The organism is Pseudomonas sp. EGD-AK9, from assembly GCF_000465935.2.
Lineage (GTDB): Bacteria > Pseudomonadota > Gammaproteobacteria > Pseudomonadales > Pseudomonadaceae > Aquipseudomonas.
This window is the reverse complement of sequence record NZ_AVOF01000207.1, coordinates 1-25,401: the sequence shown is the minus strand read 5'-3', so window position 1 is coordinate 25,401 and position 25,401 is coordinate 1. Positions and strand designations below refer to the sequence as shown.

At 64.2% G+C, this 25,401-nt stretch carries 22 protein-coding genes and 2 pseudogenes; 12 read left to right on the top strand and 12 right to left on the bottom strand.

The genetic code is table 11. The features are described 5' to 3' along the window. Both N878_RS11060 and N878_RS11055 read right to left on the bottom strand, forming a co-directional pair. On the bottom strand, positions 1–513 hold a 513-nt coding region (locus tag N878_RS11060; RefSeq protein WP_021443721.1), incomplete at its 3' end, for an ABC transporter substrate-binding protein. A gap of 97 nt (positions 514–610) precedes the next feature. Next, positions 611–2,104: a CoA-acylating methylmalonate-semialdehyde dehydrogenase gene (locus N878_RS11055; RefSeq protein WP_021443720.1), complete on the bottom strand. Its 1,494-nt coding sequence runs from the start codon at positions 2,102–2,104 to the stop codon at positions 611–613. A gap of 126 nt (positions 2,105–2,230) precedes the next feature. On the opposite strand from N878_RS11055, the gene N878_RS11050 reads away from it, so the two are divergent. Further along, entirely contained in the window at positions 2,231–3,112 is an 882-nt protein-coding gene (locus N878_RS11050; protein WP_031303036.1) for an AraC family transcriptional regulator, read from the top strand. Between the two features lie 116 nt (positions 3,113–3,228). Here N878_RS11050 and N878_RS11045 read toward each other — a convergent pair whose 3' ends face one another. Then, entirely contained in the window at positions 3,229–3,642 is a 414-nt protein-coding gene (locus N878_RS11045; RefSeq protein WP_021443718.1) for a PaaI family thioesterase, read from the bottom strand. Between the two features lie 182 nt (positions 3,643–3,824). On the opposite strand from N878_RS11045, the gene ung reads away from it, so the two are divergent. Continuing rightward, entirely contained in the window at positions 3,825–4,514 is a 690-nt protein-coding gene (gene ung, locus N878_RS11040) for a uracil-DNA glycosylase (RefSeq protein ID WP_021443717.1), read from the top strand. Positions 4,515–4,538: 24 nt separating this feature from the next. On the opposite strand, the gene mapR is transcribed toward ung, so the two are convergent. Beyond that, positions 4,539–5,951, bottom strand: coding sequence for a GntR family transcriptional regulator MpaR (mapR, locus tag N878_RS11035; protein WP_021443716.1), 1,413 nt, complete (start codon positions 5,949–5,951; stop codon positions 4,539–4,541). Between the two features lie 204 nt (positions 5,952–6,155). Beyond that, the gene (gene ccoG / locus N878_RS11030; RefSeq protein WP_021443715.1) at positions 6,156–7,568 is read right to left on the bottom strand and encodes a cytochrome c oxidase accessory protein CcoG; all 1,413 of its coding nucleotides are present in this window, start codon (positions 7,566–7,568) and stop codon (positions 6,156–6,158) included. A gap of 336 nt (positions 7,569–7,904) precedes the next feature. On the opposite strand from ccoG, the gene N878_RS11025 reads away from it, so the two are divergent. From N878_RS11025 to N878_RS11005, 5 genes are all read left to right on the top strand, one after another. Then, the gene (locus tag N878_RS11025) at positions 7,905–9,572 is read left to right on the top strand and encodes a nitrite/sulfite reductase (protein WP_021443714.1); all 1,668 of its coding nucleotides are present in this window, start codon (positions 7,905–7,907) and stop codon (positions 9,570–9,572) included. Beyond that, positions 9,569–10,078 carry a DUF934 domain-containing protein gene (locus tag N878_RS11020; RefSeq protein WP_021443713.1) on the top strand — a complete coding sequence of 170 codons (510 nt, stop codon included), beginning with the start codon at positions 9,569–9,571 and terminating at the stop codon, positions 10,076–10,078. Before N878_RS11025 ends, N878_RS11020 begins: the two co-directional genes overlap by 4 nt. 15 nt (positions 10,079–10,093) lie before the next feature. Next, positions 10,094–10,447 carry a CidA/LrgA family protein gene (locus tag N878_RS11015; RefSeq protein WP_021443712.1) on the top strand — a complete coding sequence of 118 codons (354 nt, stop codon included), beginning with the start codon at positions 10,094–10,096 and terminating at the stop codon, positions 10,445–10,447. Then, positions 10,444–11,130, top strand: a complete 687-nt coding sequence (locus N878_RS11010; RefSeq protein WP_021443711.1) for an LrgB family protein — start codon at positions 10,444–10,446, stop codon at positions 11,128–11,130. Before N878_RS11015 ends, N878_RS11010 begins: the two co-directional genes overlap by 4 nt. Before the next feature lie 298 nt (positions 11,131–11,428). Next, positions 11,429–13,036 (top strand): malate:quinone oxidoreductase, encoded by a 1,608-nt coding sequence (locus N878_RS11005; protein ID WP_021443710.1) that lies wholly within the window; start codon positions 11,429–11,431, stop codon positions 13,034–13,036. Positions 13,037–13,281: 245 nt separating this feature from the next. On the opposite strand, the gene plsB is transcribed toward N878_RS11005, so the two are convergent. The 7 genes from plsB to N878_RS28365 form a co-directional block, all read right to left on the bottom strand. Then, complete coding sequence (gene plsB, locus N878_RS11000; RefSeq protein WP_021443709.1) at positions 13,282–15,765, bottom strand: glycerol-3-phosphate 1-O-acyltransferase PlsB; 2,484 nt, start codon at positions 15,763–15,765, stop codon at positions 13,282–13,284. Between the two features lie 146 nt (positions 15,766–15,911). After that, positions 15,912–16,283 (bottom strand): hypothetical protein, encoded by a 372-nt coding sequence (locus N878_RS10995; protein WP_031303034.1) that lies wholly within the window; start codon positions 16,281–16,283, stop codon positions 15,912–15,914. A 144-nt stretch (positions 16,284–16,427) separates the two neighbouring features. After that, on the bottom strand, positions 16,428–16,817 hold the full coding sequence (locus tag N878_RS26785; RefSeq protein ID WP_082457838.1) for a hypothetical protein: 390 nt from the start codon (positions 16,815–16,817) through the stop codon (positions 16,428–16,430). Positions 16,818–16,900: 83 nt separating this feature from the next. Beyond that, positions 16,901–17,296: a lysozyme inhibitor LprI family protein gene (locus N878_RS26780; protein ID WP_082457837.1), complete on the bottom strand. Its 396-nt coding sequence runs from the start codon at positions 17,294–17,296 to the stop codon at positions 16,901–16,903. A 121-nt stretch (positions 17,297–17,417) separates the two neighbouring features. Beyond that, a complete protein-coding gene (locus tag N878_RS28375; RefSeq protein WP_147459065.1) occupies positions 17,418–18,710 on the bottom strand; it encodes a HEPN/Toprim-associated domain-containing protein in 1,293 nt (430 codons plus the stop codon). Positions 18,711–18,840: 130 nt separating this feature from the next. Beyond that, on the bottom strand, positions 18,841–19,419 hold the full coding sequence (locus N878_RS28370) for a hypothetical protein (RefSeq protein WP_147459063.1): 579 nt from the start codon (positions 19,417–19,419) through the stop codon (positions 18,841–18,843). 107 nt (positions 19,420–19,526) lie between these two features. Then, positions 19,527–19,931, bottom strand: coding sequence for a hypothetical protein (locus tag N878_RS28365; RefSeq protein WP_147459062.1), 405 nt, complete (start codon positions 19,929–19,931; stop codon positions 19,527–19,529). Positions 19,932–20,085: 154 nt separating this feature from the next. Here N878_RS28365 and N878_RS10985 point away from each other — a divergent pair. From N878_RS10985 to N878_RS10965, 5 genes and pseudogenes are all read left to right on the top strand, one after another. Further along, a pseudogene (locus N878_RS10985) lies at positions 20,086–21,050 on the top strand (integron integrase). Between the two features lie 319 nt (positions 21,051–21,369). Next, on the top strand, positions 21,370–22,293 hold the full coding sequence (locus tag N878_RS10980) for an ABC transporter ATP-binding protein (RefSeq protein WP_021443703.1): 924 nt from the start codon (positions 21,370–21,372) through the stop codon (positions 22,291–22,293). Continuing rightward, complete coding sequence (locus N878_RS10975; protein ID WP_021443702.1) at positions 22,290–23,021, top strand: ABC transporter permease subunit; 732 nt, start codon at positions 22,290–22,292, stop codon at positions 23,019–23,021. The genes N878_RS10980 and N878_RS10975 overlap by 4 nt, the downstream gene beginning before the upstream one ends. A gap of 9 nt (positions 23,022–23,030) precedes the next feature. Beyond that, positions 23,031–24,863 (top strand): Gldg family protein, encoded by a 1,833-nt coding sequence (locus tag N878_RS10970; RefSeq protein ID WP_021443701.1) that lies wholly within the window; start codon positions 23,031–23,033, stop codon positions 24,861–24,863. Positions 24,864–25,142: 279 nt separating this feature from the next. Next, positions 25,143–25,401, top strand: a pseudogene (locus tag N878_RS10965) (hypothetical protein); the annotation flags it as partial.

Genomic DNA, 25,401 nt, shown 5'->3' with positions numbered 1-25,401 from the left:
GGTGTAGTCGGAGGTGACGTAGAAGTAGCGCTTGTCCGGCAGATGCTTGCTCAGGTACTGACCGAGCACCTGGGCGCTCATCCAGGCGTTGTTGCACTCGCGGAACAGGTAGCGGTGGCCGTCCTTGCCGGTGGTGTCGTTGGAGTAGGTGAGGGTACCGAAGTACAGCAGGCCGTGTTCGCGGGCGCGCTTGCCGGCGGCGATGGCCACCGCGCTGGAGGCGCCGCCGAACAGCATGGCGGCGCCCTCGGCGGCCAGCTTGTCGACGTTCTTCACCGCCTTGGCCGGACGCGAGGCGGTGTCCTTGCTGGACAGGCGCAAGGGGCGGCCCAGCACGCCGCCTGCGGCGTTGAGCTCGTCGATGGCCAGCAGGGCTCCACGCATCTGCGCCAATCCCTCCTCCTTGTATGGGCCGGTGCGCGGGTAGTTGAGCCCCAGGGTGATGGGCTCGGCGGCCTGCGCACAGGCGGTGATCCCGGCCCACAGGGCCAGGGTGGCAGTCAGGTGGCGCATTGCAGTTCTCCTTGTTGTTGTGCTGCAGGAGACTGTTTTACGCCGCTCGTCCAGTTGCAGTGATCGTCTATTGGTCTAACAGAGGCCTACTCCGTTCTCATTTCAATTGAATGGTCATATTCGGCCCACTCACGGACGAGTCGTCGAACCAGCGGCTGGTGACCGTCTTGGTCTCGCTGTAGAAACGCACCGCCTGCTTGCCGTAGGCGTGCAGATCGCCATAGAAGGAGCCCTTCCAGCCGGTGAAGGAGAAGAACGGCAGCGGCACCGGGATCGGCACGTTGATGCCCACCTGGCCGACTTCCACCGCGTGCTGGTAGTGGCGCGCGGCGCCGCCGGAGCGGGTGAAGATGCTGGTGCCGTTGCCGTAGGGGCTGGCGTTGACCAGCTCGATGGCCTCTTCCAGGGTCGCGACTTCCAGGCACACCAGCACCGGGCCGAAGATTTCCTCGCGGTAGATGGACATTTTCGGCGTGACCTTGCGAAACAGCGTCGGCCCCAGCCAGTTGCCCTCCGGGTAGCCCTCGACGCTGCACTGTGAACCATCCAGCAGGCACTCGGCGCCCTCGGCCTTGCCCTCGGCGATCAGGCGCAGCACGCGCTGGCGCGCCTGCTGGCTGATCAGCGGGCCGAATGCAGCGCCGCTGTCGCGCCAGTGGCCGGGGCGCAGCTCGGCCATCTGCGCGGCCAGCTCGGGAATCCACTGTCGCGACTCGCCGACGAACACCGCCACGCTGATCGCCATGCAGCGCTGGCCGGCGGCGCCGCAACTGGCGCCGACCAGGTTGCTGATGACCTGGTCCTTGGGCGCGTCGGGCATGATCACCATATGGTTCTTGGCCCCGGCGAAGGCCTGCACCCGCTTCAGGTGCTGGGTGCCGGTGCGGTAGATATGCTGGCCCACCGGCACCGAGCCGACGAAGGAAATCGCGCGCACGTCCGGGTGCACCAGCAGCGCGTCGACCTGCTCGCGCCCACCGTGCAGCAGCTGCAGTACCCCGGGCGGCGCGCCGGCCTCGAGGAACAGCTCGGCCAGGCGGTTGGGGGTCATCGGGTCCTGCTCGGAGGGCTTGAGGATGAAGGTGTTGCCGCAGGCGATGGCCAGCGGGAACATCCACAGCGGAATCATCGCCGGGAAGTTGAACGGGGTGATGCCGACGCACACGCCCAGCGGCTGGATCCAGCTGGCGGTGTCGATCTCGCGGGCGACGTTCTCCACCGTCTCGCCCATCATCAGGCTGGCCACGTTGGCGGCGTGCTCGGCCACCTCGATGCCGCGCCAGACATCGCCCTTGGCATCGGCGAAGGTCTTGCCGGTCTCCTGCGCGAGAATCTCGGCCAGCTCGTCGTGGTGCTCCTTGAGCAGGTGCTGGTAGCGCAGCATCAGCCGTGCCCGTTCCGGCACCGGCACCTCGCGCCAGGTGAGGAAGGCGGCCTTGGCGCCGGCCACGGCGGCCTCGATCTCCGCATGGGTGGCCTTGGGCGCCAGCGCCAGCACCTGTTGGGTGGCCGGGTCGGTGACTTCGATCAGTTCGCGGGCCTGGCTCGCGAGCCACTGGCCGTCGATCAGCTGGGGCAGGGTACGGGGCATGGTCGGCCTCCTGTTGTTCTTCTGTGCTCTCTTTATAGTCAGTGTCCGGCTGCTTGTGGATTGACGATCTTGGCCTTTGGATGGACGATCTTGGCATTGCCATCCCCCAGCGAGGTGGGCGCGCCGATGACTGCACGAGTGGAAACCTCCAGCTGGCCGCTGCCCGCCAACGGCCAGCGCTTCATCACCCCGCCGCGCCTGCGTCGCCTGCTGGCCCGTCAGCCGCTGAGCTGCGGCTGCTACCCGCTGGCGCTGGGGTTTTACCCGGAAGCGGCCGGGCACCTGATGCAGCGCAGTCAGCCGGAGGATCACCTGCTGATCTACTGCCGCGCCGGGCGCGGCTGGCTGGAGACGGCGGATGGACGATTCGAGGTCGGCGGCGGCGATCTGCTGCTGCTGCCCAAGGGCCTCGCCCACCGCTACGGCGCCGACGCCGTACGGCCCTGGACGCTGTACTGGGTGCATTTCGACGGCAGCCTGGCCGAGGACTTCCTGCGTCTGCTGGGGCCGCGTCGGGTGCGCCGCATCGGCGTGCAGCCGCGCCTGCTGGCGGATTTCGAGGCGTTGCTGGGCTTGCAGCGCCAGGGTCTCAACCCGGTGCCCTTCATCCACGCCGCCCATCAGCTGCAGGCGCTGCTCAGCTCCCTGGCGGTGCTGCCGGCGCGGGCCAACCTCAAATCCGGGCGGGTGCTGGACGTCGACGCGGTGCAGGCGGTGATGCGCAGCCACCTGCATGGCAGCCTCAACCTCGACGAGCTGGCGGCGCAGTTCAAGCTGTCGCGCTTCCACTTCGCCAAGACCTACCGTGCCCTGACCGGCCACGCGCCGATCCAGGATTTCATCCAGCTGAAGATGGCCCAGGCCTGCCGCCTGCTCGACCAGGGCGACGCCGAGGTGCGGCAGATCGCCGAGCAACTGGGCTACGACGATCCCTATTATTTCTCGCGACTGTTTCGCAAGGTGGTGGGCATGGCGCCCAGCCATTACCGGGCCTTGCACCAGGGCTAGGGCGGCCCCCGCCGCTAGCTGGGCGCCGAGCGCAGCGAAGCCCAGCAGTCCTCGACCTGACCCGTTGGGCTTCGGCGCGGCGTACCTCAACCCAACCTAAGACTGCTGAATCCGCCCTACACCCGGGCGATGGTCGCCAGGCCGGTGGCCACCAGCTTCTCCTGGCCATCCTTCAAGGCGAACACGTCGGCGCGGCACACCGCCTGGCGCTGTCCGGCCTTGAGCACTTCGGCCCGGCACAGCAGGCGCTCGCCGATGGCCGGGGCGAGCAGGTTGAGCTTGTATTCGCTGGTGACCACGTCGCCGACCAGCGAGGCGGCGGCCCAGGCGCAGCCGCTGTCGACCATGAAACCGACCACCGCGCCGTGCAGATAGCCGTGGTGCTGGCACAGGTCGGGGCGGCTGCGCACCTGCAGGCTGACCTTGCCGGGTTCGAAGTCGAGCAGCTCGGCGCCGAGCAACTGGGCGAAGGTGGAGTGGGCTAGCGCCTGTTCCAGGCGTTCGCGGCTGATAGCGGTCGCGGTGTTCATGCTGCGCTGCTCCTCGGGATATCGCCTTTGAGTCTTGGCCGGCGAGGGCGGCGTGGCAACGCGCATCCAGCGGCGTGATGGGCAGGCATCAGTCGGCGCCGCGTTATCCCGTGCGATGCCTTGACTTGCCCCCGTGCCTTGCCTAGCGTGCCGTTTTCGTTTTCAGCGCAGGAACACCCGGGATGACCGACGACCGCATCAAACTCGACGCCAGCTGGAAAGAGGCGCTGCGCGAGGAGTTCGACAAGCCCTACATGAGCGAGCTGCGCGAGTTCCTCCGTGCCGAGAAGGCGGCCGGCAAGGAGATCTACCCGCCGGGCCCGCTGATCTTCAATGCGCTCAACTCCACGCCGCTGGAGCGGGTCAAGGTGGTGATCATCGGCCAGGACCCCTACCACGGTCCCGGCCAGGCCCACGGCCTGTGTTTCTCGGTGCAGCCGGGGGTGCAGACGCCGCCGTCGCTGGTGAACATCTACAAGGAACTCAAGCGCGACCTGAACCTGGATATCCCCGCCCACGGCTACCTGCAGAGCTGGGCCGAGCAGGGCGTGCTGCTGCTCAACACCTCGCTGACCGTGGAGCGAGGCAACGCCGGCTCCCACGCGAACAAGGGCTGGCAACTGTTCACCGACCGGGTGATCGAGGTGGTCAGCCAGCAGCGGCCCAAGCTGGTGTTCCTGCTCTGGGGCAGCCATGCGCAGGGCAAGCAGCGCCTGATCGACCCGACCAAGCACCTGGTGCTGCGCTCGCCGCACCCCTCGCCGTTGTCGGCGCACCGCGGCTTTATCGGCAACGGTCACTTCAGCCGCTGCAACCAGTTCCTCGTGCAGAACGGCATGACGCCCATCGACTGGCGGTTGCCGGCGCTCTAATTGCGCGCAGGCTGCGCCGCTCTGTCAGAGCAACCCCGCCACCAGCCGGCCGAGCACCTCCATGGCCTGTTCGCTGCGCGCGTCCCAGGGGTGGCCGTGGTTCAGGCGGGCGCAGTGACGAAAGCCCTGGCTGGCGGAGAAGATCGGTCCCGGCGCCAGGCTGATGCCCTGGGCCAGCGCCAGGCGCAGCAGTTGCAGGGAGTCCAGCCGTTCGGGGAATTCGAACCAGAGAAAATAACCGCCGGCCGGCCGCGTCACCCGCGTGCTGGCGGGAAAATGCCGGGCGGCGGAGGCGAGCATGGCGCCCTGCTGCATTTCCAGGGCGTGGCGCAGCTTGCGCAGGTGGCGGTCGTAGCCGCCGTGCTGCAGGTAGTCGGCAATGGCCGCCTGGGCCGGCACCGAGGGCGAGATGGTGGTCATCAGCTTGAGCCGGGCGATCTGCTCGGCGTAGCGCCCGCCGGCCACCCAGCCGACCCGGTAGCCGGGTGCCAGGCTCTTGGAGAAGGAGCCGCAGTGCATCACCAGGCCCTCGCGGTCGAAGCTCTTCACCGGCTTGGGCGGCTGGCTGGCGAAGTACAGCTCGGCGTAGACGTCGTCCTCGATCAGCGGCACCTGGTGGCGCACCAGCAGCTCGTACAGCGCCTGTTTCTTCGCCTCGCTCATGCTCGCGCCGAGCGGGTTCTGCAGGCTGCTCATGAACCAGCAGGCCTTGATCGGCAGGCGCTGCAGGCTGTCGGCCAGCGCCGCCAGGTCGATGCCTTCGCGCGGGTGCACGGGAATTTCCACCGCCTTGAGCTTGAGCCGCTCCAGCACCTGCAGGCAGGCGTAGAAGGCCGGCGACTCGATGGCCACCAGGTCGCCCGGCTGGGTGACGCACTGCAGGCAGAGGTTGAGCGCCTCCATGGCGCCGTTGCTGATCACCAGCTCCTCCATCGGCAGCATCACCCCGCTGACCATGTAGCGCAGGGCGATCTGCCGACGCAGGTCGGGGTTGCCGGCGGTCATGTCGGCGATCACCGCGTGCGGCGACAGCTCGCGCAGGGCGTGTGCCATGCTGCGCGCCAGGCGCGGCAGGGGGAACAGGTCGGGGCTGGGGAAGGCCGAACCGAAGGGCACGGTGTCGGGGTCTTTCAGCGAGGCGAGCACGGAGAACACCAGTTCGCTGACGTCCACCTCGGTGGTCTGCGCGGCGCGCACGGCCGCTTCCGGCTCGTGCAGCGGGCGCTGCGCGTGTTCGCGGACGAAGTAGCCGGAGCGGGCGCGGGCCTGGATCAGGCCGCGATCCTCCAGCAGGTAGTAGGCCTGGAACACGGTGGACGGGCTGACCCCGTAGGTGCGGCTGGCGTGGCGCACCGAGGGCACCTTCTCGCCTGGGGCGAGCACGCCGCTGCGGATCAGCTCGGCGATCTCGTCGGCGAATTTCTCGTAGCGTTTCATCCTGTCCTGGTTCACCGGTGCAAGGGGTACGGGCGAACACTTTACGGGGTGAACGGCGGACATGGCAGGGCCTCGTGAGTCGTTCGGGCGGGACCGTCGGGCGTGCTGGGCGAATCGCGGATCAATCCGCGCCTACAGGGTAGGTGTAGCCCGGGTGCCATCCGCGCAGCGGACGGCCCCGGATGGCATCCGGGCTAGGAGGTTTCAGCGCAGCGGGGCGAGGAAGGTGCTGCGGGTGGCGACGCGGCTGTCCGGCTCGGCTTGGTCGGTCACCTCGAACTGCAGGTGCTGCGGGCCGGCGCCATTGCGCGTGGCGGTCAGGGCGACGCTGACCGGCAGGTCGCGGATCTCGCCGGGGGCCAGATGCAGCGTGCTCGGCCCATGCAGCTCGAAGTCGCCCGGCTCGACCAGGGCGATGCTGTAGCTGCGCGCCTGCTGGGTCTTGTTGATGATCTTCAGGCTGTAGATGTTCTCGATCTGGCCCAGGGCGTTCTCGCGGTACAGGCCGCGGTCGCGGGTCACGTCCAGCGACAGCAGCGGGCGCTCGGCCAGGGCCCAGGCGAAGGCGCCGATCATCAGCGCCAGCATCGCCGCATGGCCGACCAGGTTGGGGCGCAGCCAGCGGGTCTTGCCGCCGGCCAGCTCGCGCTCGGAGCCGTAGCGCACCAGGCCGCGGGCATAGCCGAGCTTGTCCATCACGCTGTCGCAGGCGTCGATGCAGGCGCCGCAGCCGATGCAGTCCAGTTGCAGGCCATCGCGGATGTCGATGCCGGTGGGGCAGACCTGTACGCACATGGTGCAGTCGATACAGTCGCCCAGGCCTTCGGCCTTGTAGTCGGCGTCCTTGCGGCGCGGCCCGCGGTTCTCGCCGCGGGCGGCGTCGTAGGAGACGATCAGCGTGTCGCGGTCGAACATCACGCTCTGAAAGCGCGAGTAGGGGCACATGTCGCGGCACACCTTCTCGCGCAGCCAGCCGGCGTTGATGTAGGTGGCGGCGGTGAAGAACAGCACCCAGAAGGCCGTGGTGGCGCCGACCTCGAGGGTCGCCAGGTCCAGGGTCAGCTGGCGGATCGGGGTGAAGTAGCCGACGAAGGCCAGCGCGGTGACCAGGCTCACCGCCAGCCACAGGCCATGCTTGGCGCCGCGGCGCAGGATCTTGTGCAGCGACCAGGGCGCGGCGTCGAGCTTGATGCGCTGGCCGCGGTCGCCCTCGGTGAGCTGTTCCACGCGCATGAAGATCCAGGTCCACACGCTCTGTGGGCAGGCGTAGCCGCACCAGACGCGCCCGGCCAGCACGGTGATGAAGAACAGGCCGAAGGCGGCGATGATCAGGATGGCCGAGAGCAGGATGAAATCCTGCGGCCAGTAGGTGGCGCCGAAGATATGGAACTGACGCGCGCCCAGATCCCAGAGCACGGCCTGGCGGTCGTTCCAGTCGATCCAGGCGGTGCCGAAGAACAGCAGGAACAGCAGGCCGGCGCCGAGCAGGCGCAGGTTGCGAAAGCGCCCGGTGAAGCTGCGGGTGTGGATCGGCCCACCGGCCTGGGCCGGCGTCAGGCGGATGGGTTTGGCAGGGTCGATGCTCTCGACGGCCCGCACGGGGATCAGCTCGGTCATGGCGTTGCCCTCAGGCGTTAATCAGGCTGGCGCCATGATCCGAGGCGAACTGTTTGCGAAACAGTCTCAGGTTTTCGTAAAAAAAGCGGATCAGATGCGGCCGGTGGGCGCCGGGAAAAGTGCCTGACAGGTCTCCAGGCCACGCCATCTCTGGCTGCTGTGGATTTCAGCCTGAGCGCTACAGGCCTCGGCCTGCGACATCGCGCCGCGCCAATCTCCGGTAAGCCACAGCCTTCTTTCGCTTATCTGATCTGGTTTTTTTAGGCTTTTCTGGCGCTGTTTTCGAAACACGTCCGGCAGGCATAGTCGACGCCCGTGATCAGGAGGCCTGCCGGCATGTACCAATACGACGATTTTGACCGTGCGCTGGTGCGCGAGCGCGTCGCCCAGTTCCGCGACCAGGTACAGCGGCGCCTGGAAGGCGAGCTGAGCGAAGAGGAGTTCCTGCCGCTGCGCCTGCAGAACGGCCTGTACCTGCAGAAGCATGCCTACATGCTGCGCGTGGCGATTCCCTACGGCACCCTGTCGGCCAAGCAGATGCGCGCGCTGGCGCATATCGCCCGCGCGTACGACCGCGGTTATGGCCACTTCACCACGCGGCAGAACATCCAGTTCAACTGGATCGAGCTCGAGCGCGTGGCGGACATCCTCGACTGGCTGGCCGCGCACGACATGCACGCCATCCAGACCTCCGGCAACTGCGTGCGCAACATCACCACCGAAGCCTTCGCCGGCGTTGCCGCCGACGAGTACCTCGACCCGCGTCCGCTGGCCGAGATCCTCCGCCAGTGGTCGACGGTCAACCCGGAATTCCTGTTCCTGCCGCGCAAGTTCAAGATCGCCCTGTGCGCCGCCGCCGAAGATCGCGCGGCGATCCAGGTGCACGATATCGGCCTGCAGCTGCATCGCGACGAGGCCGGCGCGTTGCGCCTGCGGGTGCTGGTCGGCGGCGGCCTGGGGCGCACGCCGATCATTGCCCAGCAACTGCGTGAAGGGCTGCACTGGCAGGACTGCCTGTCCTACGTCGAGGCCATCCTGCGCGTGTACAACCGCCACGGCCGGCGCGACAACAAGTACAAGGCGCGGATCAAGATCCTGGTCAAGGCGCTCGGCATCGAGGCCTTCGCCGCCGAGGTGGAGCGCGAGTGGCAGTCGATCAAGGACGGCCCGGCGCGGCTCACCGATGAGGAATACCGGCGCGTCGCCGCCTCCTTCCACAAGCCGGCCTATGCCGAGCTGGCCGATGCCGATATCGACTTCGGCACCCAGCTGGCGCGCGACGCGGACTTCGCCCGCTGGGTGTCGCGCAACGTCATGGCGCATCAGGTGCCCGGTTACGCCAGCGTGGTGCTGTCGACCAAACCCGGCATCAGCGCGCCGCCCGGCGACGTCAGCGCCGAGCAGATGGAGGCGCTGGCCGACTGGAGCGAGCGCTACGGTTTCGGCGAGATTCGCGTGGCCCACGAACAGAACCTGGTGCTGCCCGACGCGCGCAAGCGCGATCTCCATGCGCTATGGAGCGAGGCTCGGGCGGCCGGGCTGGGCACCGCCAACGCCGGCCTGCTCACCGACATCATCGCCTGCCCGGGCGGCGACTTCTGCTCGCTGGCCAACGCCAAGTCGATCCCCATCGCCCAGGCCATCCAGCAGCGCTTCGATGACCTCGACTACCTGCACGACCTGGGCGATATCAGCCTGAACATCTCCGGCTGCATGAACGCCTGCGGCCACCACCATATCGGCAACGTCGGCATCCTCGGCGTCGACAAGAACGGCAGCGAGTGGTACCAGCTCACCCTCGGCGGCAGCCAGGGCCGGCAGGCGGCGCTGGGCAAGGTGATCGGCCCGGCGTTCGCCGCCGAGCAGGTGCCCGAGGTGATCGAGCGCATCGTGCAGACCTACGTCGACTACCGCGAGCTGAACGAAGGCTTTCTCGACACCTTCCAGCGCATCGGCCTGGAGCCGTTCAAGGAGCGCGTCTACGCCCGGGAGGCGGTGGCATGAACAATCTGATCCGCCTGGTCGAGGGCCAGGCCCGCATCATCACCGACGACCCCTGGCAACTGCATGACGCCGACAGCGTTGGCGCGGCGCCGCAGATCCTGCCGCTGGCCGCCTGGCGCGAACGGCAGTCGGCCGAAGTGCTGCAGGGCAGGGCGGCGAGCGCCGACGGCCTGCTGTTGCAGGTGGATGACGAGCCGGAAGCGCTGCAGCCGTTTCTCTCCAGCCTGCCGCTGATCGCCATCGACTTCCCCAGCTTCCGCGACGGCCGCGGCTACAGCCAGGCCTACCTGCTGCGCACCCGCCTGGGCTGGCGCGGCGAACTGCGCGCGGTGGGCGATGTGCTGCGCGACCAGCTGGCGCATATGCGCCAGTGCGGTTTCGACGCCTTCGCCGTGCGCGCCGACAAGTCGCTGGAGGATGCACTCAAGGGCCTGGCCGGGCTCAGTGTGTTGTATGGTCGTTCGGCCATCGAGCCGCGTCCGCTGTTTCGCCGGGGGCGCAATTAAGGAGGAGTGGAGATCATGATGTTGCGTGGCCTGTTCTGGCTGGTGTTGCTGCAGTTGTTGGGCGTGGCCCTGAACCAGTGGCTGCTGCCCATGCTGCCGGGCTCGATCATCGGCCTGCTGCTGCTGTCGGCCTGGCTGATGTGGCGCGGCGCGGTGCCCGAGCCGCTGCAGCAGGCGGCGAATGGCCTGTTGCCCTACCTGCCGTTGCTGCTGGCGGTGCCGGCCGCCGGGATCATGACCAGCAGCGAGCTGCTGCTGGCCGAGCTGCCGGTGATCGCCACGGCCCTGGTGCTGTCGCTGCTGGTCACCGTACCGTTCTGCGGCTGGCTGTTGCAGACACTGATCCGCCGTCAGGAGCGCAAGGGATGAATGCCCTGGCCGCGCATCCGCTGTTCGCCATCGGCCTGACCCTCGCGGCCTTTCTGATCGCCGCCTGGCTGTATCGGCGCAGCGGCTGGCTGCTGCTGCAGCCGGTGCTGGTGTCGGTGACGCTGATCGTCGCCACCCTGCTGCTGTGTGGGGTGGATTACGCCACCTACCGCGCCGGCGCCGAGCCCATCGCCTGGCTGCTCGGCCCGGCCACCCTGGCCCTGGCGGTGCCGCTGCAGCACAACATCAAGCGCATCCGCCAGCTGTTCTGGCCGATCATGCTCACCCTGCTGGCCGGCGGCGTGCTGTCGGTGACGCTGACCCTGGCCATCGGCTGGGCGCTGGGCGCCGACTGGGTGGTGCTGATGAGCCTGGCGCCGAAATCGGTGACCATGCCGATCGCCATGCCGGTGGCCGAACAGATCGGCGGCATCGCCTCGCTGGCGGCGGTGCTGGTGATGCTCACCGGGGTGATCGGCACCGCGCTCGGCCCCTGGCTGCTGCGCTGGGCCAGGGTCGAGCACCCGGCGGCCCGAGGCCTCAGCTACGGTATCAATGCCCATGCCATCGGCACCGCCCATGCCCTGCAGGAAGGCGAGGAGTGCGGCGCCTTCGCCGCCCTGGCCATGAGCCTGCTGGGGATCGCCACGGCGCTGCTGTTGCCCCTGCTGCTGTCCAACTGAGGCGCGGGGCGGAATCCCGCCACCGGCGCCGCGCGGGCCCGCCGCCTTTGGCGAGAACTCGCCACTGCATCGTGCCTCCCGGCGCGCGGCGAGGCCCGATCCAGCGCTGAATCCTTTCAGCGGCACGCATATTGCTCCTGCCGGCGGCACAAGCGGAATACGCCCGCCAAGAGGCCTGGAACACCCTTCCTCCCGCCGCGCCGCCGATCGGCGGCCATCGCCCATGGGCGGCCCATACGGCTGCCACCCGAAACCTTGCCTGCACGGCGCGCCGTCGTGCACACCACTGGACTGTGCCATGAAGAAAATCCTGCTGACGCTGCTCTGTCTCAGCGTGATCGGTTGCTCCAAGCCCCGCGAGCCCGAGAAAACCGTCGACGTCCTGCTGATCGGCGCCGGCGTGATGAGCGCCACCCTCGGCACCTACCTCAACGAGCTGGAGCCGGACTGGAGCATCGAAATCTACGAGCGCCTCGACCGCGTCGCCGGCGAGAGCTCCAACGCCTGGAACAACGCCGGCACCGGCCACTCGGCGTTCTGCGAACTGAACTACACCCCGGAAACCGCCGACGGCGGCATCGACATCGGCAAGGCGGTGGCGATCAACGAATCCTTCGAGATCTCCAAGCAGTTCTGGGCCTACCAGGTCGAGCGCGAGGTGCTGAGCAAGCCCAGGAGCTTCATCAACAACACCCCGCACATGAGCTTCGTCTGGGGCGAGGACAACATCGAATACCTGCGCAAGCGCCATGCCGCGCTCGAGCACAGCAACCTGTTCCGCGGCATGGAGTTCAGCGAGGATCACGCGCAGATCGCCCAGTGGGCGCCGCTGGTCATGCAGGGCCGCGACCAGGGCCAACCCGTCGCCGCCACCCGCATGGCCATCGGCACCGACGTCAACTTCGGCGAGATCACCCGCCAGCTGATCGACTCGCTGATCGCCAAGGACCAGGCGCGCCTGCACCTGGAACACGAGGTGCGCGACCTGCGGCGCAACGCTGACGGCAGCTGGACCGTGGTGGTCGCCGACCTGGCCAACGATGGCGCCGAGAGCAGCGTCAAGGCGCGCTTCGTGTTCATCGGCGCCGGCGGCGGCGCGCTCAAGCTGCTGCAGCAATCCGGCATCGAAGAGGCCAAGGGCTACGCCGGCTTCCCGGTCGGCGGCCAGTTCCTGATGACGCGCAACCCCGAGATCGTCGCCCAGCACAAGGCCAAGGTGTACGGCAAGGCCTCGGTCGGCTCGCCGCCGATGTCCGTGCCGCACCTGGACACCCGCGTGATCGGCGACGAGACCGTGTTGCTGTTCGGCCCCTTCGCCACCTTCTCCACCAAGTTTCTTAAACATGGCTCGCTGCTCGACCTGTTCGGCAGCATGACCAGCGACAACTTCCTGCCGCTGGCCAATGCCGGCATGGACAACATCCCGCTGAGCACCTACCTGATCGGCCAGCTGATGCTCAGCCAGGAAGACCGCATGGCCTCGCTGCGCGAATACTTCCCGGAGGCCAAGAGCGAGGACTGGGAGCTGATCCAGGCCGGCCAGCGCGTGCAGATCATCAAGAAGGATGCCGAGAAGGGCGGCGTACTGCAGTTCGGCACCGAGGTGGTGACCTCCGCCGACGGCAGCATCAGCGCGCTGCTCGGCGCCTCGCCGGGTGCCTCCACCGCCGCGCCGATCATGCTGCAGCTGATCGAGAAGGCCTTCGCCGAGCAGGTCGCCAGCCCCGCGTGGCAGGCGCGCCTGCAGCAGATCATCCCCTCCTACGGGCAGAAGCTGAACGACGACCTGGCGCTGACCAACCGCGTGCGCCAGTGGAGCAGCGAGCGCCTCGAGCTGCAGCACATCGAAGTGGCGCCGGACGTGCAAGTGGCCGCCGAGCCGAAGCCGGCGGCGGTGACCCTGTAAGGCCTTTCACGCGGTAAAGAGAACCCGCCCTGCGCCTCGCGCACGGCGGGTTTTGTTTGGCCTGCGAACCTGTCGCGGCTAAAGCCCCTCCTACGGGTGGGGTGGACGCCGTGGGAGGGGCTTTAGCCGCGATTGCCGGTCGGCGCGTAGGCTGGATCACGCTTCACCGATCCACCGCCCTGGTGGAGGTAAAAGGCGACAGCCACCCTGGGGGTTCTGCCATAGCGCGCCCTACGACGCGACAATTACGGCGCTGCCGGCTCGTCCTCGTTGCGATCCAGCGCCACCTGGCGGATCGACAGGCGAATCTCCGCCGGCAGCACGCGCTTGGCGGCGCCTTCGGCCAGCTCGCTGAGCAGCGGGTGGTGGCTGAGCTTGCCGGCCTCGTCCTGGCGCAGCACGCCCTGGTCCAGCAGGCTCTGGATGAAGTGGCGGAACAGGCTCTTGTCGAAGAACTCCGGCGCGTTCAGGCCATGCAGGATCGACAGGCGCTGGGCCATCACCGTGCACAGGTCCTCCAGCTCCTCGGCGCTGATCGCGTTCTGCCCGGCGTTGAGCAGCAGGGCGATGGCCATGTAGAAGCGCTGCAGGGTCTGCGCCACCGAGCGCGACAGCAGGGTCAGCAGCACGAACTGGCGCGAGCTGGGCGCCGGGCGCAGGTACACGTCGCCCTCGGTCTTCAGCAGGCCCTGCTCGACGAAGGCGGCCAGCCACTGGTCGACCACTTCCTCGAGCTGGTCGCTATCCCAGCGGATAAACAGCTCGGCCTGCAGGTAGGGATAGAGCGCGCCGGTGAAGCGCAGGATCTGCTCGCGGCTGATCCGCGCGCTGCTCTGGAAGAAGCTCGCCAGCAGCGCCGGCAGGGCGAAGATGTGCAGCACGTTGTTGCGGTAGTAGGTCATCAGGACGGCGTTCTGCTCGTCCAGATAGAGGATCTTGCCGAGGGCGTCCTTCTGCTCGGCCAGCAGGTCCATGCCCTTGACGTGCTCGATCAGCGCCGCGCCGTCGCCGTCCGGCAATGTGGTGTGCGGCGAGTAGGGCACCGCGCGCAGCAGCGCCAGGTAGAGGTCGAGCACCCGCGCCAGGGCGCGGTCGTCCAGGGCCAGCTTGCTGGTGGACAGCAGCGCCAGCGCCACCAGGTTGACCGGGTTGATCGCCGCCGCCTCGTTGAGGTGACGCGCCACCCGCTCGCCGAGGCGATTGGTCGCCTCGTTCAGCCAGCTCGGGCGGAACTGCGGCGCCAGCTCCTGGCTGCGCCAGTCCGGCTGCTGCTGGTCGAGGAACTCGGCCAGCTTGATCGGCTCGCCGAAGTTCACCGAGACCTGGCCGAAGCGCTGCTTGAGCGCGCCGAGCACCTTGAACAGGTCGAAGATCGACTCCTTCTTCTTGCTCGCGCCGCGCAGCTCGCCCAGGTAGGTGCGCCCCTCCAGCACCCGCTCGTAGCCGATATACACCGGCACGAAGACGATGGGCAGGCGATGCGAGCGCAGGAAGCTGCGCAGGGTGATGGCCAGCATGCCGGTCTTCGGCCGCAGCATGCGCCCGGTGCGCGAGCGGCCGCCCTCGATGAAGTACTCGACCGGGAAGCCCTTGCTGAACAGGGTGTGCAGGTATTCGTTGAACACCGCGGTGTACAGCGGGTTGCCCTTGAAGGTGCGGCGCATGAAGAAGGCGCCGCCGCGGCGCAGCAGGCCGCCGATCACCGGCATGTTGAGGTTGATCCCGGCGGCGATGTGCGGTGGCGTCAGGCCGTTGGTGAACAGCAGGTAGGACAGCAGCAGGTAGTCGATATGGCTGCGGTGGCAGGGCACGTAGATCACCTCGTGGCCCTGGGCGATGTCGCGCACGCCTTCGATGTTGTGCACTTTGACGCCGTCGTAGATCTTGTTCCAGAACCAGGAAAGCACCAGTTCGAGGAAGCGGATCACCGTGTAGGTGTAGTCCGAGGCGATCTCGTTGCCGTAGCGCAGCGCCTGCGCCTCGGCCTTCTCCAGGCTGATCTTCTCGCGCTCGGCTTCCTCGGCAATCGCCTGGCGCACCAGCGGGTCGTGCACCAGGCCCTTGACCAGGTTGCGCCGGTGCGACACGTCCGGGCCGATCACCGCGGCCTTCTGGTTGCGGAAATGCACACGCAGGATGCGATGGACCATGCGCAGGGTGCGTTCCTGGCCCTTGTCCTGCTCGACCAGCTCGCGCAGGTGAATCGGCGTGGAGAACTGCACGCGGGTCTTGCGCCCCAGGATCAGGATGCTCACCAGCCGGCGCAGGCGCCCGGTCACCGCCCAGCTGTCGGCGAACAGCAGTTTCCAGGCGCTGGTCTCGCGATCCGGCGACTGCCCCCAGAACACGCTGACCGGCACGATCTGCGCATCGTCCACCGCCTGGCGGGAGAGGGCGGCGACTACCCGATCCAGAGTCGGCGAGATGCCGCGCTTGTCCTGACGGCCGAACCAGTCCGGCTCCGGCGTCAGGTAGAAGAAGGCCGCCGGCTCGACATGTTCCCCGACCGCCACCGGCAGCACCGGGCGCGGCAGGCCGGCCTTGCTGCATTCGCGGTCGACCACCGCCAGGTCGCTCACCGAAGGCTGCTGCAGCACGTAAAACACCGGCTTGCTGCGGTCGAGCTTGAGGGTGAAGGCGGACTGGTTGATGGTTTCCGAGCGTACCCAGAGGTACAGCAGGCGGCGCAGCGCCCCGAAGGCGAGGCGGCGGAAGGGGGAACGGGTCATACGGACTCTGCTTGCATGGCAAAACGAGCGATTGCTCGGGAAGGGCGCTAGTGTGCCGCAAGGGCGCGTGGCGGGCAAAAAACTCTCGCGCTGCAGGCCACGCGCAGCGCCTGGCGCGGGCTATCCGCCGCGGGCGAGGCGAGCGCTCAAGCGGCCACTGACAGGCGTTCGCGCCAGCGCCATTCGAGGCCGGCCAGCAGCGCGACGAACAGCGCTTCGCCAACCAGATAAGCCAGGCCCCAGGGACGCGCCGAGCCGACAAAGCTCGCCGCCAGCCCCAGGCACACCGCCGCCCAGGCCATATTGCCCAGCACCAACAGCACGATCAGCGCTTGCGGTCGCCGCCGGCGGCGCGCCAGGCTCAGGGAGTAAGCCGCATAGAGCAGATTGACCAGGCCGATCAGGGTCAGCAGCGCCAGGGGCAGCGCCTGCAACTCGCTCAGCCAGTGGCGAAACGTTAGCAGCAGAGCGCCGGCCAGCGCGGCGGCAGCGCCGTCGAGCCACAACAGATACCTCATGCGCGCTTGGCCCCCGCTGCGCGAGCAACAGAATGGCCAGGGCGATGCCCGATGCAAGGCCGGATATACGAGTGCAACCGCGCTGACGACAGTGTCAAAAAGCTATTCCTCACCGCTTGTGGGGGAGAGTCCATATGCGAATTGTTAGGCGGCATCATTGCGCCGTAGCCTCCGATCCAAGACGTAACCAATTGCGCCGCCAATTGCAATTGGCAAGAGAGCATAGATAGGAATGAAGATCAGGCCGATAGCGGCTTGCGCGTCTGCGCTGAGATCTAAGGTGTTGTGCGCCCATGCTAGGAAGCCGAAGCCAAGCAAGCATGGTCCAATTAGTGAAGAGGGGCGGAGATACATAAAGCTACATGCAAGGATTGCACCCCATGCAATGGCATTGAACGCCCCCAAAAATAGCCAACTACCAAGATCGGTATCCGTGTACTGCTGCAGCCATTCGATGCCGCGAGGCAGGCGTGCCATATAAGGTAATACGAGTCCGAGTAGCACTATCGCGATACGAGCATTGCGCATTCTCATATGTGCCCCCTAAGGCTTGGTCAAGGGGTGGGCTTTAGCCCGTCCCAGTGAGCGGAGCGAACGATTTGAACCATTTGTTAGGGCTAGTACGGAGCATAGTTTTGAAGTTCCTTTATTCGCTGTTTGGCGCGCTCTTCTTTGCAGGCTAGATAGATGCTGTTGCGAATAGTACCTGATCTATGCATTTCGTATTGAGCGGCGCAGTCCGCTTCCCTGAATGTAATCCATGCTCTTTGGGCTGTTAAAAGCTTTTTTCTGTATTCGGTGTAGTTTTCATACTCAGTGTTTGGTTGAGAAAGGCTTTCCACCAATTTTTTATACGCTAAATTCAGCTCTTTCTCTGTGCTTTCGAGAGAGATAGATGTGCACTGTTCAATATCCGGTGTTGAGAATGCATTGGCACAATCAATATTTTTCTCGGGTTCTGCATATGCCTCAATAGATAAGGCTAGTAGGCAGGCAACTAGTGAGCGATGCATTGAATGCCCTAACGCCGCGCTCTGCGGCAAATTTGGAGCGTAGCGGAAAGTTTGTCCGACAGCAGCGCCTTGTTAGGCAAGGTATTTAATTTCTCCAAAATGTCAAAAATGAAGAAGCTCCTCAAATAATCGGGGCAACCAATCCAGCTTCTTGGATTAGCGTATCTATTAATTTCAATAGCTTAGATGCATTATAAGTGCCATCCAGCAACTGGTTATCGGACTGCTCGTAAAAATGCTTTGAATAGGATTCTTTGTAATCTAAAACACCATGCCATGCATCGATATCTTTTTTGAAATTACTCCATGTGACCTGTGCTGTAGGATATTGATCTAGGCGAAGATCAAGATAACACTCAATCGCAGCAGCTCTACCATTGATATCAGAAGTGCTCACCCCTTCAGGTCCGAGAGTTATAAACTCCCTAAATTCATCAAGATCAGGTAGGAGCATCGCCCTCATATTGGCAGGAGAATTCAACTTTTCAAATTTGCGAAAAGCGTCAACGCCCTCTGCATCGTTATCGAAAACAAATAAGACCTGATTTAGGACCTCGATTCGCAATAGTCCCTCTGCAAATTTTACTAGATTGCCCGTTCCCCAGTATGGATGTCGCTCATCGACATCCACGAAATTGAAAAAATCAGCCACATCCGGACGTAGGACCTGTAGAGCTCGCTTAATAATGCGTGTATCTGATGTTCCCTCGGTTGCTATCAAAACCTTTTGCTTTTGGAGTGCTCCAGCCCGAAACGCCTCTCGTTGAACCCACCCAGCATGAACAATAGGGCCAAACTCCCAAGTAACCTCAACATCAGAATTTGCTGCATTTTGCGCAAAAACCTGAAGCATAGATTCAGCACTAAGGATACAAACTCTCGAAGACAGGTAACTGGCCTCAGACCAATAGAGATCTGAGCCTCCAGACCAAGGAACTCGATCAAACAATTCGCTATCAGTGGCAAGACGGCCCTGAGAAATAGTGTCTCGATCTGGTGTGTCGTATTCTATATAGTCGTTTGTTAAACCAGACAGCGGATAGCGACATGCCAAGTGGCAAAACTCTTCAAACGTAAGATATTCCTTTTTTGATTCACCTGCATCAATCTCGCTTGAGATCTCTTCCGCTTCTGCTATCAACGAATAGTATTCGGCACGTGCCGCATCAAGCGTATAGCCGAGTATGTTTAGGCGTGGTATAACCCGATATAGAGCCCTAGCAAAAGTCTCCTCCGCCTCTTCTATCTCATGTTTTAATTCTGGATTTTCTTCATAATATTCGTAGTCTATTGACTCAGACTTTCGGCGTATTAAGTCACCATCTTGAAAAAGAAATCCATAATCCATGCCCATGTGATTTTTAGAATACGACAGAGAAACGTTCCCTACGCACAACTCTATCGATGTTCCCATTTAAATTACCTTCTTATTACTAGCTTAATTAATCGCACTCGTGCTGCCTAACGATTAAGCTAAGGGGCCGGCTTTAGCCGGTCCCAGTGAGCGAAGCGAACGATTTGAGCGCATTGTTGTGCGCCGTACTTCAGAGTGAGAGCAAGGCTTTTTCTTTGTCATTTAACTCAATGCCAGAGATCTTGTTACTGATGGGAGCCTTATATGATTCTGGGATCTCCGACACGGTGAGATATAGCTGTGCCAACTTTACTTCTATTGGTGACATTACTTCGACGAGCTCTGCGGCTCTTGAATTTCCGCACCTTTTGACGCTGCGGAGCCACTGCGCCATTTCTTTTAAATTTGAGTTTGCGAGTACTGCTTCACGGGTCGGGGGAGCGGTGAGTTGGTTTACTGTGAGTGGCCATAGCCAATTAAGAAATGCGTAACCGTCTTCGCTATACCCGCCCGTATGAGCGGTTTTATAGGTTCTCATTAAATTTAGATGTGCGTCTATAAGAGAGCTTTCGTTCTCTTTTTTACTTGAGATGTTGTGCCAAATTGCATACAGCACCCCATACACCGTTGCTAAAGCAACAAAGGTGCCTCCAGAAAAAGATCCTAGGTTGGCATAGTCGCTAGAGGTTACTGGTAGGCCGAATTTAAAAAGATAAACACCAATAGTAAGCAAGGCTAAAGCTGCGAGAGTAATTATGTGCTTCAGCATGTGGCTTTGGACCTCTCTCTAGGTGCACAACGATTAAGCTAACGGGCGGCCAAAAGCGCAGCTTTTGGACGTCCAGCGAACGGAGTGAGCGGCAGTTGAGCGCATTGTTAGGCATCTACACGTGATACTGCTTCTTTTACTAAAGGCATCCATGTGTCTACTGCAGCAGCTTCCAAAATTGCGGTAAGCTCTGTCTCTTTATTTGTCTCAAGTATATATTCAGGCGGCCTGCCAATAGATAATAGCGGTGCTTTGCTTCCAAATTGATCGGCCGTCATGTCTAAAAAATTTTCCACTCCGTTTGATGGTGAGCTTCCTTCCAGCCAATAATGCTCTTCTGAGATGCTGTTGCTGGAGAACTTGCCCAGACATAGCCTCCAGCTTTGATCTAAGTATGATATTTCATTCATCCATCTCATCGTGCAAACGCTTATGACATGACAAAGGCCTTTAGCGTTTTCTTTCCCAAGATGATTAATAAATGCCTTGTGTATGTTTTTAAGTTCTTCCACGGTTTCTCCTAGTCGCCTAACTATTAATTAGGCGACATGGCTGTCGCGTTTGCCCACGACACCTGTCGCATAACCTTCCTTGTCGTCTTGTAAGTCCTTGTCTAGCTTGAAGGTGGTCGCGGCAAACGCGACAGCACTCTGGGAGAAACGCGACATGGATGACGGCAAGCCCAAGCTGCTGGATCAACTGCGCCAGCAGATTCGAGTCAGAAACTATTCCATCCGTACCGAAACTGTCTATGCCGAGTGGGCAAAACGCTATATCCGCTTCCATCGCTATCGGCATCCGGCGGAGATGGGCGCGGCGGAGATCGAGCTTTTCTGACTCATCTGGCGGTCAAGCGCGATGTATCCGCTTCGACGCAGAACCAGGCCTTGGCCGCTCTGCTGTTTCTCTACAAGGAGGTGCTCAAGCTGGATTTGCCCTGGTTACAAGACATAGTGCGGGCGAAGAAGCCCCAGCATCTGCCGGTGGTGTTGACGCGCGCCGAGGTGGAGGCCTTGCTGGCGCAGCTGCAGGGCGTGAGCTGGATTGTCGCCAACCTGCTCTATGGCTCGGGCTTGCGTCTACTCGAGGCGCTGCGGCTGCGGGTCAAGGATGTGGATTTCGCCCGGCGGGAGATTCTGGTGCGCGATGGCAAGGGCCAGAAGGACCGGGTGACCATGCTGCCCCTGCGTATCGTCGAGCCGCTGCGGCTTCATTTCGATAAGGTGCGGCATCTGCACCGGAGCGATCTCGCCGAGGGTTTTGGCGAGGCCAATTTGCCCTTCGCCCTGGCGCGCAAGTACCCCAATGCGGCCAAGGAATGGGGCTGGCAGTTCGTCTTTCCGTCCATTAACCGCTCGCGGGACCCGCGCGGCCAGGGGATCTTTCGCCATCACCTGCATGAGAAGACCATTCAGCGTGCGGTGCGCGAGGTTGCGCGGCGTGCCGGCTCGATCAAGCATGCCACGCCGCATTCGCTGCGCCATTCATTCGCCACCCACCTGCTGGAGGCGGGCCAGGACATCCGCACGGTGCAGGAGCTGCTCGGCCACGCCGACGTGAAGACCACCATGATCTACACCCATGTGCTCAATCGCGGCGGCCTGGCGGTGCTGAGCCCGCTGGATCGCTGAGGGCGTGCTGAAAAACCATTTACCGCCACACCTGCGAAGGCGCTGGTCCAGGTGCTGCGCAGCCTCTGGGTTATTCCCCTTCGGGCCAGCGCAAGCGCTGTTCAGCGATAAAGCTGCTGTCCCGCCTGCGCGGGAACGACGACTATTTCAGGTATTGCTGGGCGCGCCGCCGGGCAGCGGTAACCTCCGGTAAATTTCCGCGGGCGCCACTCGGTTGCAATCAGCGCATCCGACTTCTTATAGTTCCGCCGGCATTTTTGCAGGCCTGGCTCGTGCCCACGAGCGGCGCGCCAGGCTTTGACCGCACTGGTGAGAGGCCATGATCGAAATAAGAAACCTGACCAAGCGTTTTGCGCAGCACACGGCAGTCGACGATCTGTCGTTCAGCGTCCAGCCGGGGGAGGTGCTGGGCTTTCTCGGCCCCAACGGCGCCGGCAAGTCCACTACCATGAAGATGCTCACCGGCTTTCTCGCGCCGAGCTCCGGCACGGCGAGCATCCTCGGTTGCGATATCCAGACCCAGACCCTGCAGGCCCAGCGGCAGATCGGCTATCTGCCGGAAGGCGCGCCCTGCTACGGCGACATGACGGTGCGCGGCTTTCTCGACTTTATCGCCGAGGTGCGCGGCTTTCGTGGCGCCGAGAAGCGTCAGCGGGTCGAGCGCGCCGTGGCGCAGGTGGAGCTGGACAAGGTGCTGGAGCAGAGCATCGAGACGCTGTCCAAGGGTTTCAAGCGCCGCGTCGGCCTGGCCCAGGCGATCCTCCACGATCCACGCGTGCTGATTCTCGACGAGCCCACCGACGGCCTCGATCCCAACCAGAAGCATCAGGTGCGCCAGCTGATCCAGGGCCTGGCGCGCGACAAGATCGTGATCATTTCCACCCACATCCTCGAAGAGGTCACGGCGCTGTGCACCCGCGCGGTGGTGATCGCCCAGGGCCGCCTGCTGGCCGATGGCACGCCGCTGGAGCTGGAAAGCCGCTCGCGCTACCACCAGGCGGTGACCCTGGTGGCCGCCGAGCCGCTGGATCTGGATGCCCTGGCCGCGCTGCCGGGGGTGGCCGGGATCGAGGAGAACCACCTGGAGCACAGCTTCAGCGTGCTGGCCAAGCCGGGCGAGGTGATCTTCCCGCAGGTCAACGCGCTGATCGGCCAGCGTGGCTGGAACATCAAGGAACTCAACGTGGAACGCGGCCGGCTCGACGAAGTGTTCCGCAGCCTGACCCGGGGAGAGCAGCCATGACCCAGTTGCCGGTGATCTTCAAGCGCGAGCTGGCGAGCTACTTCGCCACGCCGCTGGCCTATGTGTTCATCGTGATCTTCCTGGTGCTGTCCGGGGTGTTCACCTTCTACCTGGGCGGTTTCTTCGAGGGCGGCCAGGCGAATCTGTCCGCCTTCTTCAACTTCCACCCCTGGCTCTATCTGTTCCTGGTGCCGGCGATTGCCATGCGCCTGTGGGCGGAGGAGCGCAAGTCCGGCTCCATCGAGCTGCTGATGACCCTGCCGATCACCCGCTTCGAGGCGGTCACCGGCAAGTTCCTCGCCGCCTGGGTGTTCGCCGGCCTCGCGCTGCTGCTGACCTTCCCGATGATCGTCACGGTCAACTACCTGGGCGAGCCGGACAACGGCGCCATCGTCACCGGCTACATCGGCAGTTGGCTGCTGGCCGGCGCCTATCTGGCCATCGGCTCGTGCATGTCGGCGCTGAGCAAGAACCAGGTGATCGCCTTCATCCTCGCGGTCAGCGCCTGCTTCCTGTTTATCGTCAGCGGCTTTCCGATGGTGCTCGATGCCTTCGCCTGGGCGCCGCAGTGGCTGGTGGACGCCATCGCCTCGCTGAGCTTCCTGGTGCGCTTCGACGCCATCAGCAAGGGCGTGATCGATCTGCGCGACCTGCTGTATTTCCTCTCGCTGATCGCCGCCTGGCTGACCGCCACCGCCGTGGTCATCGACCTGAAGAAAGCCGACTGAGGAGCGCCCATGAAAAAGCTGATCTATTCCGGCGCCGGGCTGCTGCTGATCGCGGCGGCCTTTCTCGCCTTCAACCTGCTGGCCGGCCTCGGCCTGGGCGGCGCCCGCCTGGACCTGACCGAGCAGAAGCTCTACACCATTTCCGATGGCACCAAGCAGATCCTTGGCGAGCTGGACGAGCCGATCAACCTGTACTTCTTCTACTCCGACAAGGTAGCCAAGGACCTGCCGGCGCTGCGCACCTACGCCCAGCGCGTGGAGGAGATGCTCAAGGCCTACCAGCGCCAGGCCGGCGGCAAGATCCGCCTGCACCTCATCGACCCCGAGCCCTTCTCCGAGGACGAGGACAAGGCCGCCGAGTTCGGCCTGCAGGGCATCCCCCTGCAGCAGGGTGGCGACTCCATCTACTTCGGCCTGGCCGGCACCAACGCGCTGGACGACACCCAGGTGATCCCGTTCTTCGCCCTGGATCAGGAGGAGCACCTCGAATACGAGCTGAGCCGCCTGGTGCAGAGCCTGGCCAAGCCGCAGCTGCCGGTGGTCGGGGTGCTCTCCGGGCTGCCCATGACCGGTGGCTTCGACATGATGGCGCGGCAGCCGACGCCGCCATGGATGGTGCTGGAGCAGGTGCGCCAGTTGTTTTCGATCGAGCAGCTCAAGGCCGACGTCGACCTGATTCCCGACAGCGTCTCGGTGTTGTGGCTGGTGCACCCGAAGAACCTGCCCGAGCAGACCCTGTACGCCATCGACCAGTTCGTCCTGCGCGGCGGCAAGCTGATGGTGTTCGTCGACCCCTATGCCGAGGCCGACACTGGCGACATGCCGGGCGAGATGGCGGTGGACAAGGGCTCCAACCTCGAGCCGCTGTTCCAGGCCTGGGGCCTGCGTCTGGTGCCGGACAAGGTGCTCGGCGACGGCTCCTACGCCATGTCGGTGAGCATGGGCCAGGGCCAGCGTGCGGTGCGTCATGCCGCCTGGCTGAGCCTGCCGCGCCAGGCGCTGGACCAGGAGGACATCGCCACCGCCGGGCTGGAGAGCATCACCGTCGCCACCGCCGGCATCCTCGAACCGGTGGAAGGCGCCAAGACCCGCTTCACCCCGCTGCTGCAGAGCTCCGAGTACGCCATGCCCTTCGACGCCCAGCGTTTCGCCATGCTGAGCAATCCGGAGGAGCTGATCCGCGAGCTGGAGCCCACCGGCGAGCGCTACGCCATCGCCGCACGCATCGACGGCCCGGCGCAGAGCGCCTTCCCCGACGGCATCGAAGGGCGCAAGGACGGCCTCAAGCAGGCCGACACCATCAACGTGATCGCGGTGGCCGATACCGACATCTTGAGCGACCGCCTGTGGGTGCAGGTGCAGGACTTCTTCGGCCAGCGCATTCCGCAGCCCTGGGCCGACAACGGCAGCTTCGCGATCAACGCGCTGGACAACCTGGCCGGCTCCGAGGCGTTGATCAGCGTGCGTTCGCGCGGCCGCTTCAGCCGTCCCTTCGTGGTGGTGGAAGAGTTGCAGCGCGCCGCCGAGCAGCGCTTCCGCGAGAAGGAACAGGCGCTGCAGGCGCGCCTGGCCGAGACCGAGCAGCAACTGGCGGCGCTGCAGCGCAACGACGACCCCAGCCAGGCGCTGGAGCTGACCCCGGAGCAGCAGGGCGCGGTGCAGCGCTTCATCCAGGAGAAGCTGGCGATCCGCAAGGAGCTGCGCGACGTGCGCTACCAGCTCAACGCCGATATCGAGGTGCTGGGCCGCACGCTCAAGGTGATCAATATCGCCCTGGTGCCGGCACTGTTGACCCTCGGCGTGCTGGCCCTGTGGCTGTGGCGGCGCCGCCGCCGGGCCTGAGCATTGTGGGAGGCGCTTTAGCGGCGACTCGTTCGCAGCTAAAGCGCGTCGGGTGGATCGGGGCGCGTAGCTGTCGCTTTTTACATCCACCACAACGGTGGATCGGTGAAGCGTGATCCACCCTACGAACCGGGGCCGTAGGGTGCGCCACTCGCACCAAAGCTTTTGAGGCGGTGCGCATGGCGCACCACGGTTCGTCGCTTTCAACCTTGGGGGCATCTGTCGCTCCGATGGGGAGCCGAAGGATGAGCCTCCCGAGTTTTCAACAGTGAGGGGATCATGGGACGTAAAGGTCTGATCGCATTGATCGTCATCGTGCTGCTGTGCCTGCTGGGTTACCTGGCGCTGCAGCAGCGCCAGCAGCAGGGCACTGCACAGCTCGAACGCACGCCCTGGCTGGCCGCCGAGCAGGGCTATCTGGGTAGCCTGCAGGCGCTGGAAATCCAGCCGCCCGGCCAGCCGGCGGTGCGTATCGAGCGCCGCGGCGAGGCCTGGGTGGTGCCGGCCAAGGCCGATTACCCGGCCGCGCGCGAGCCCC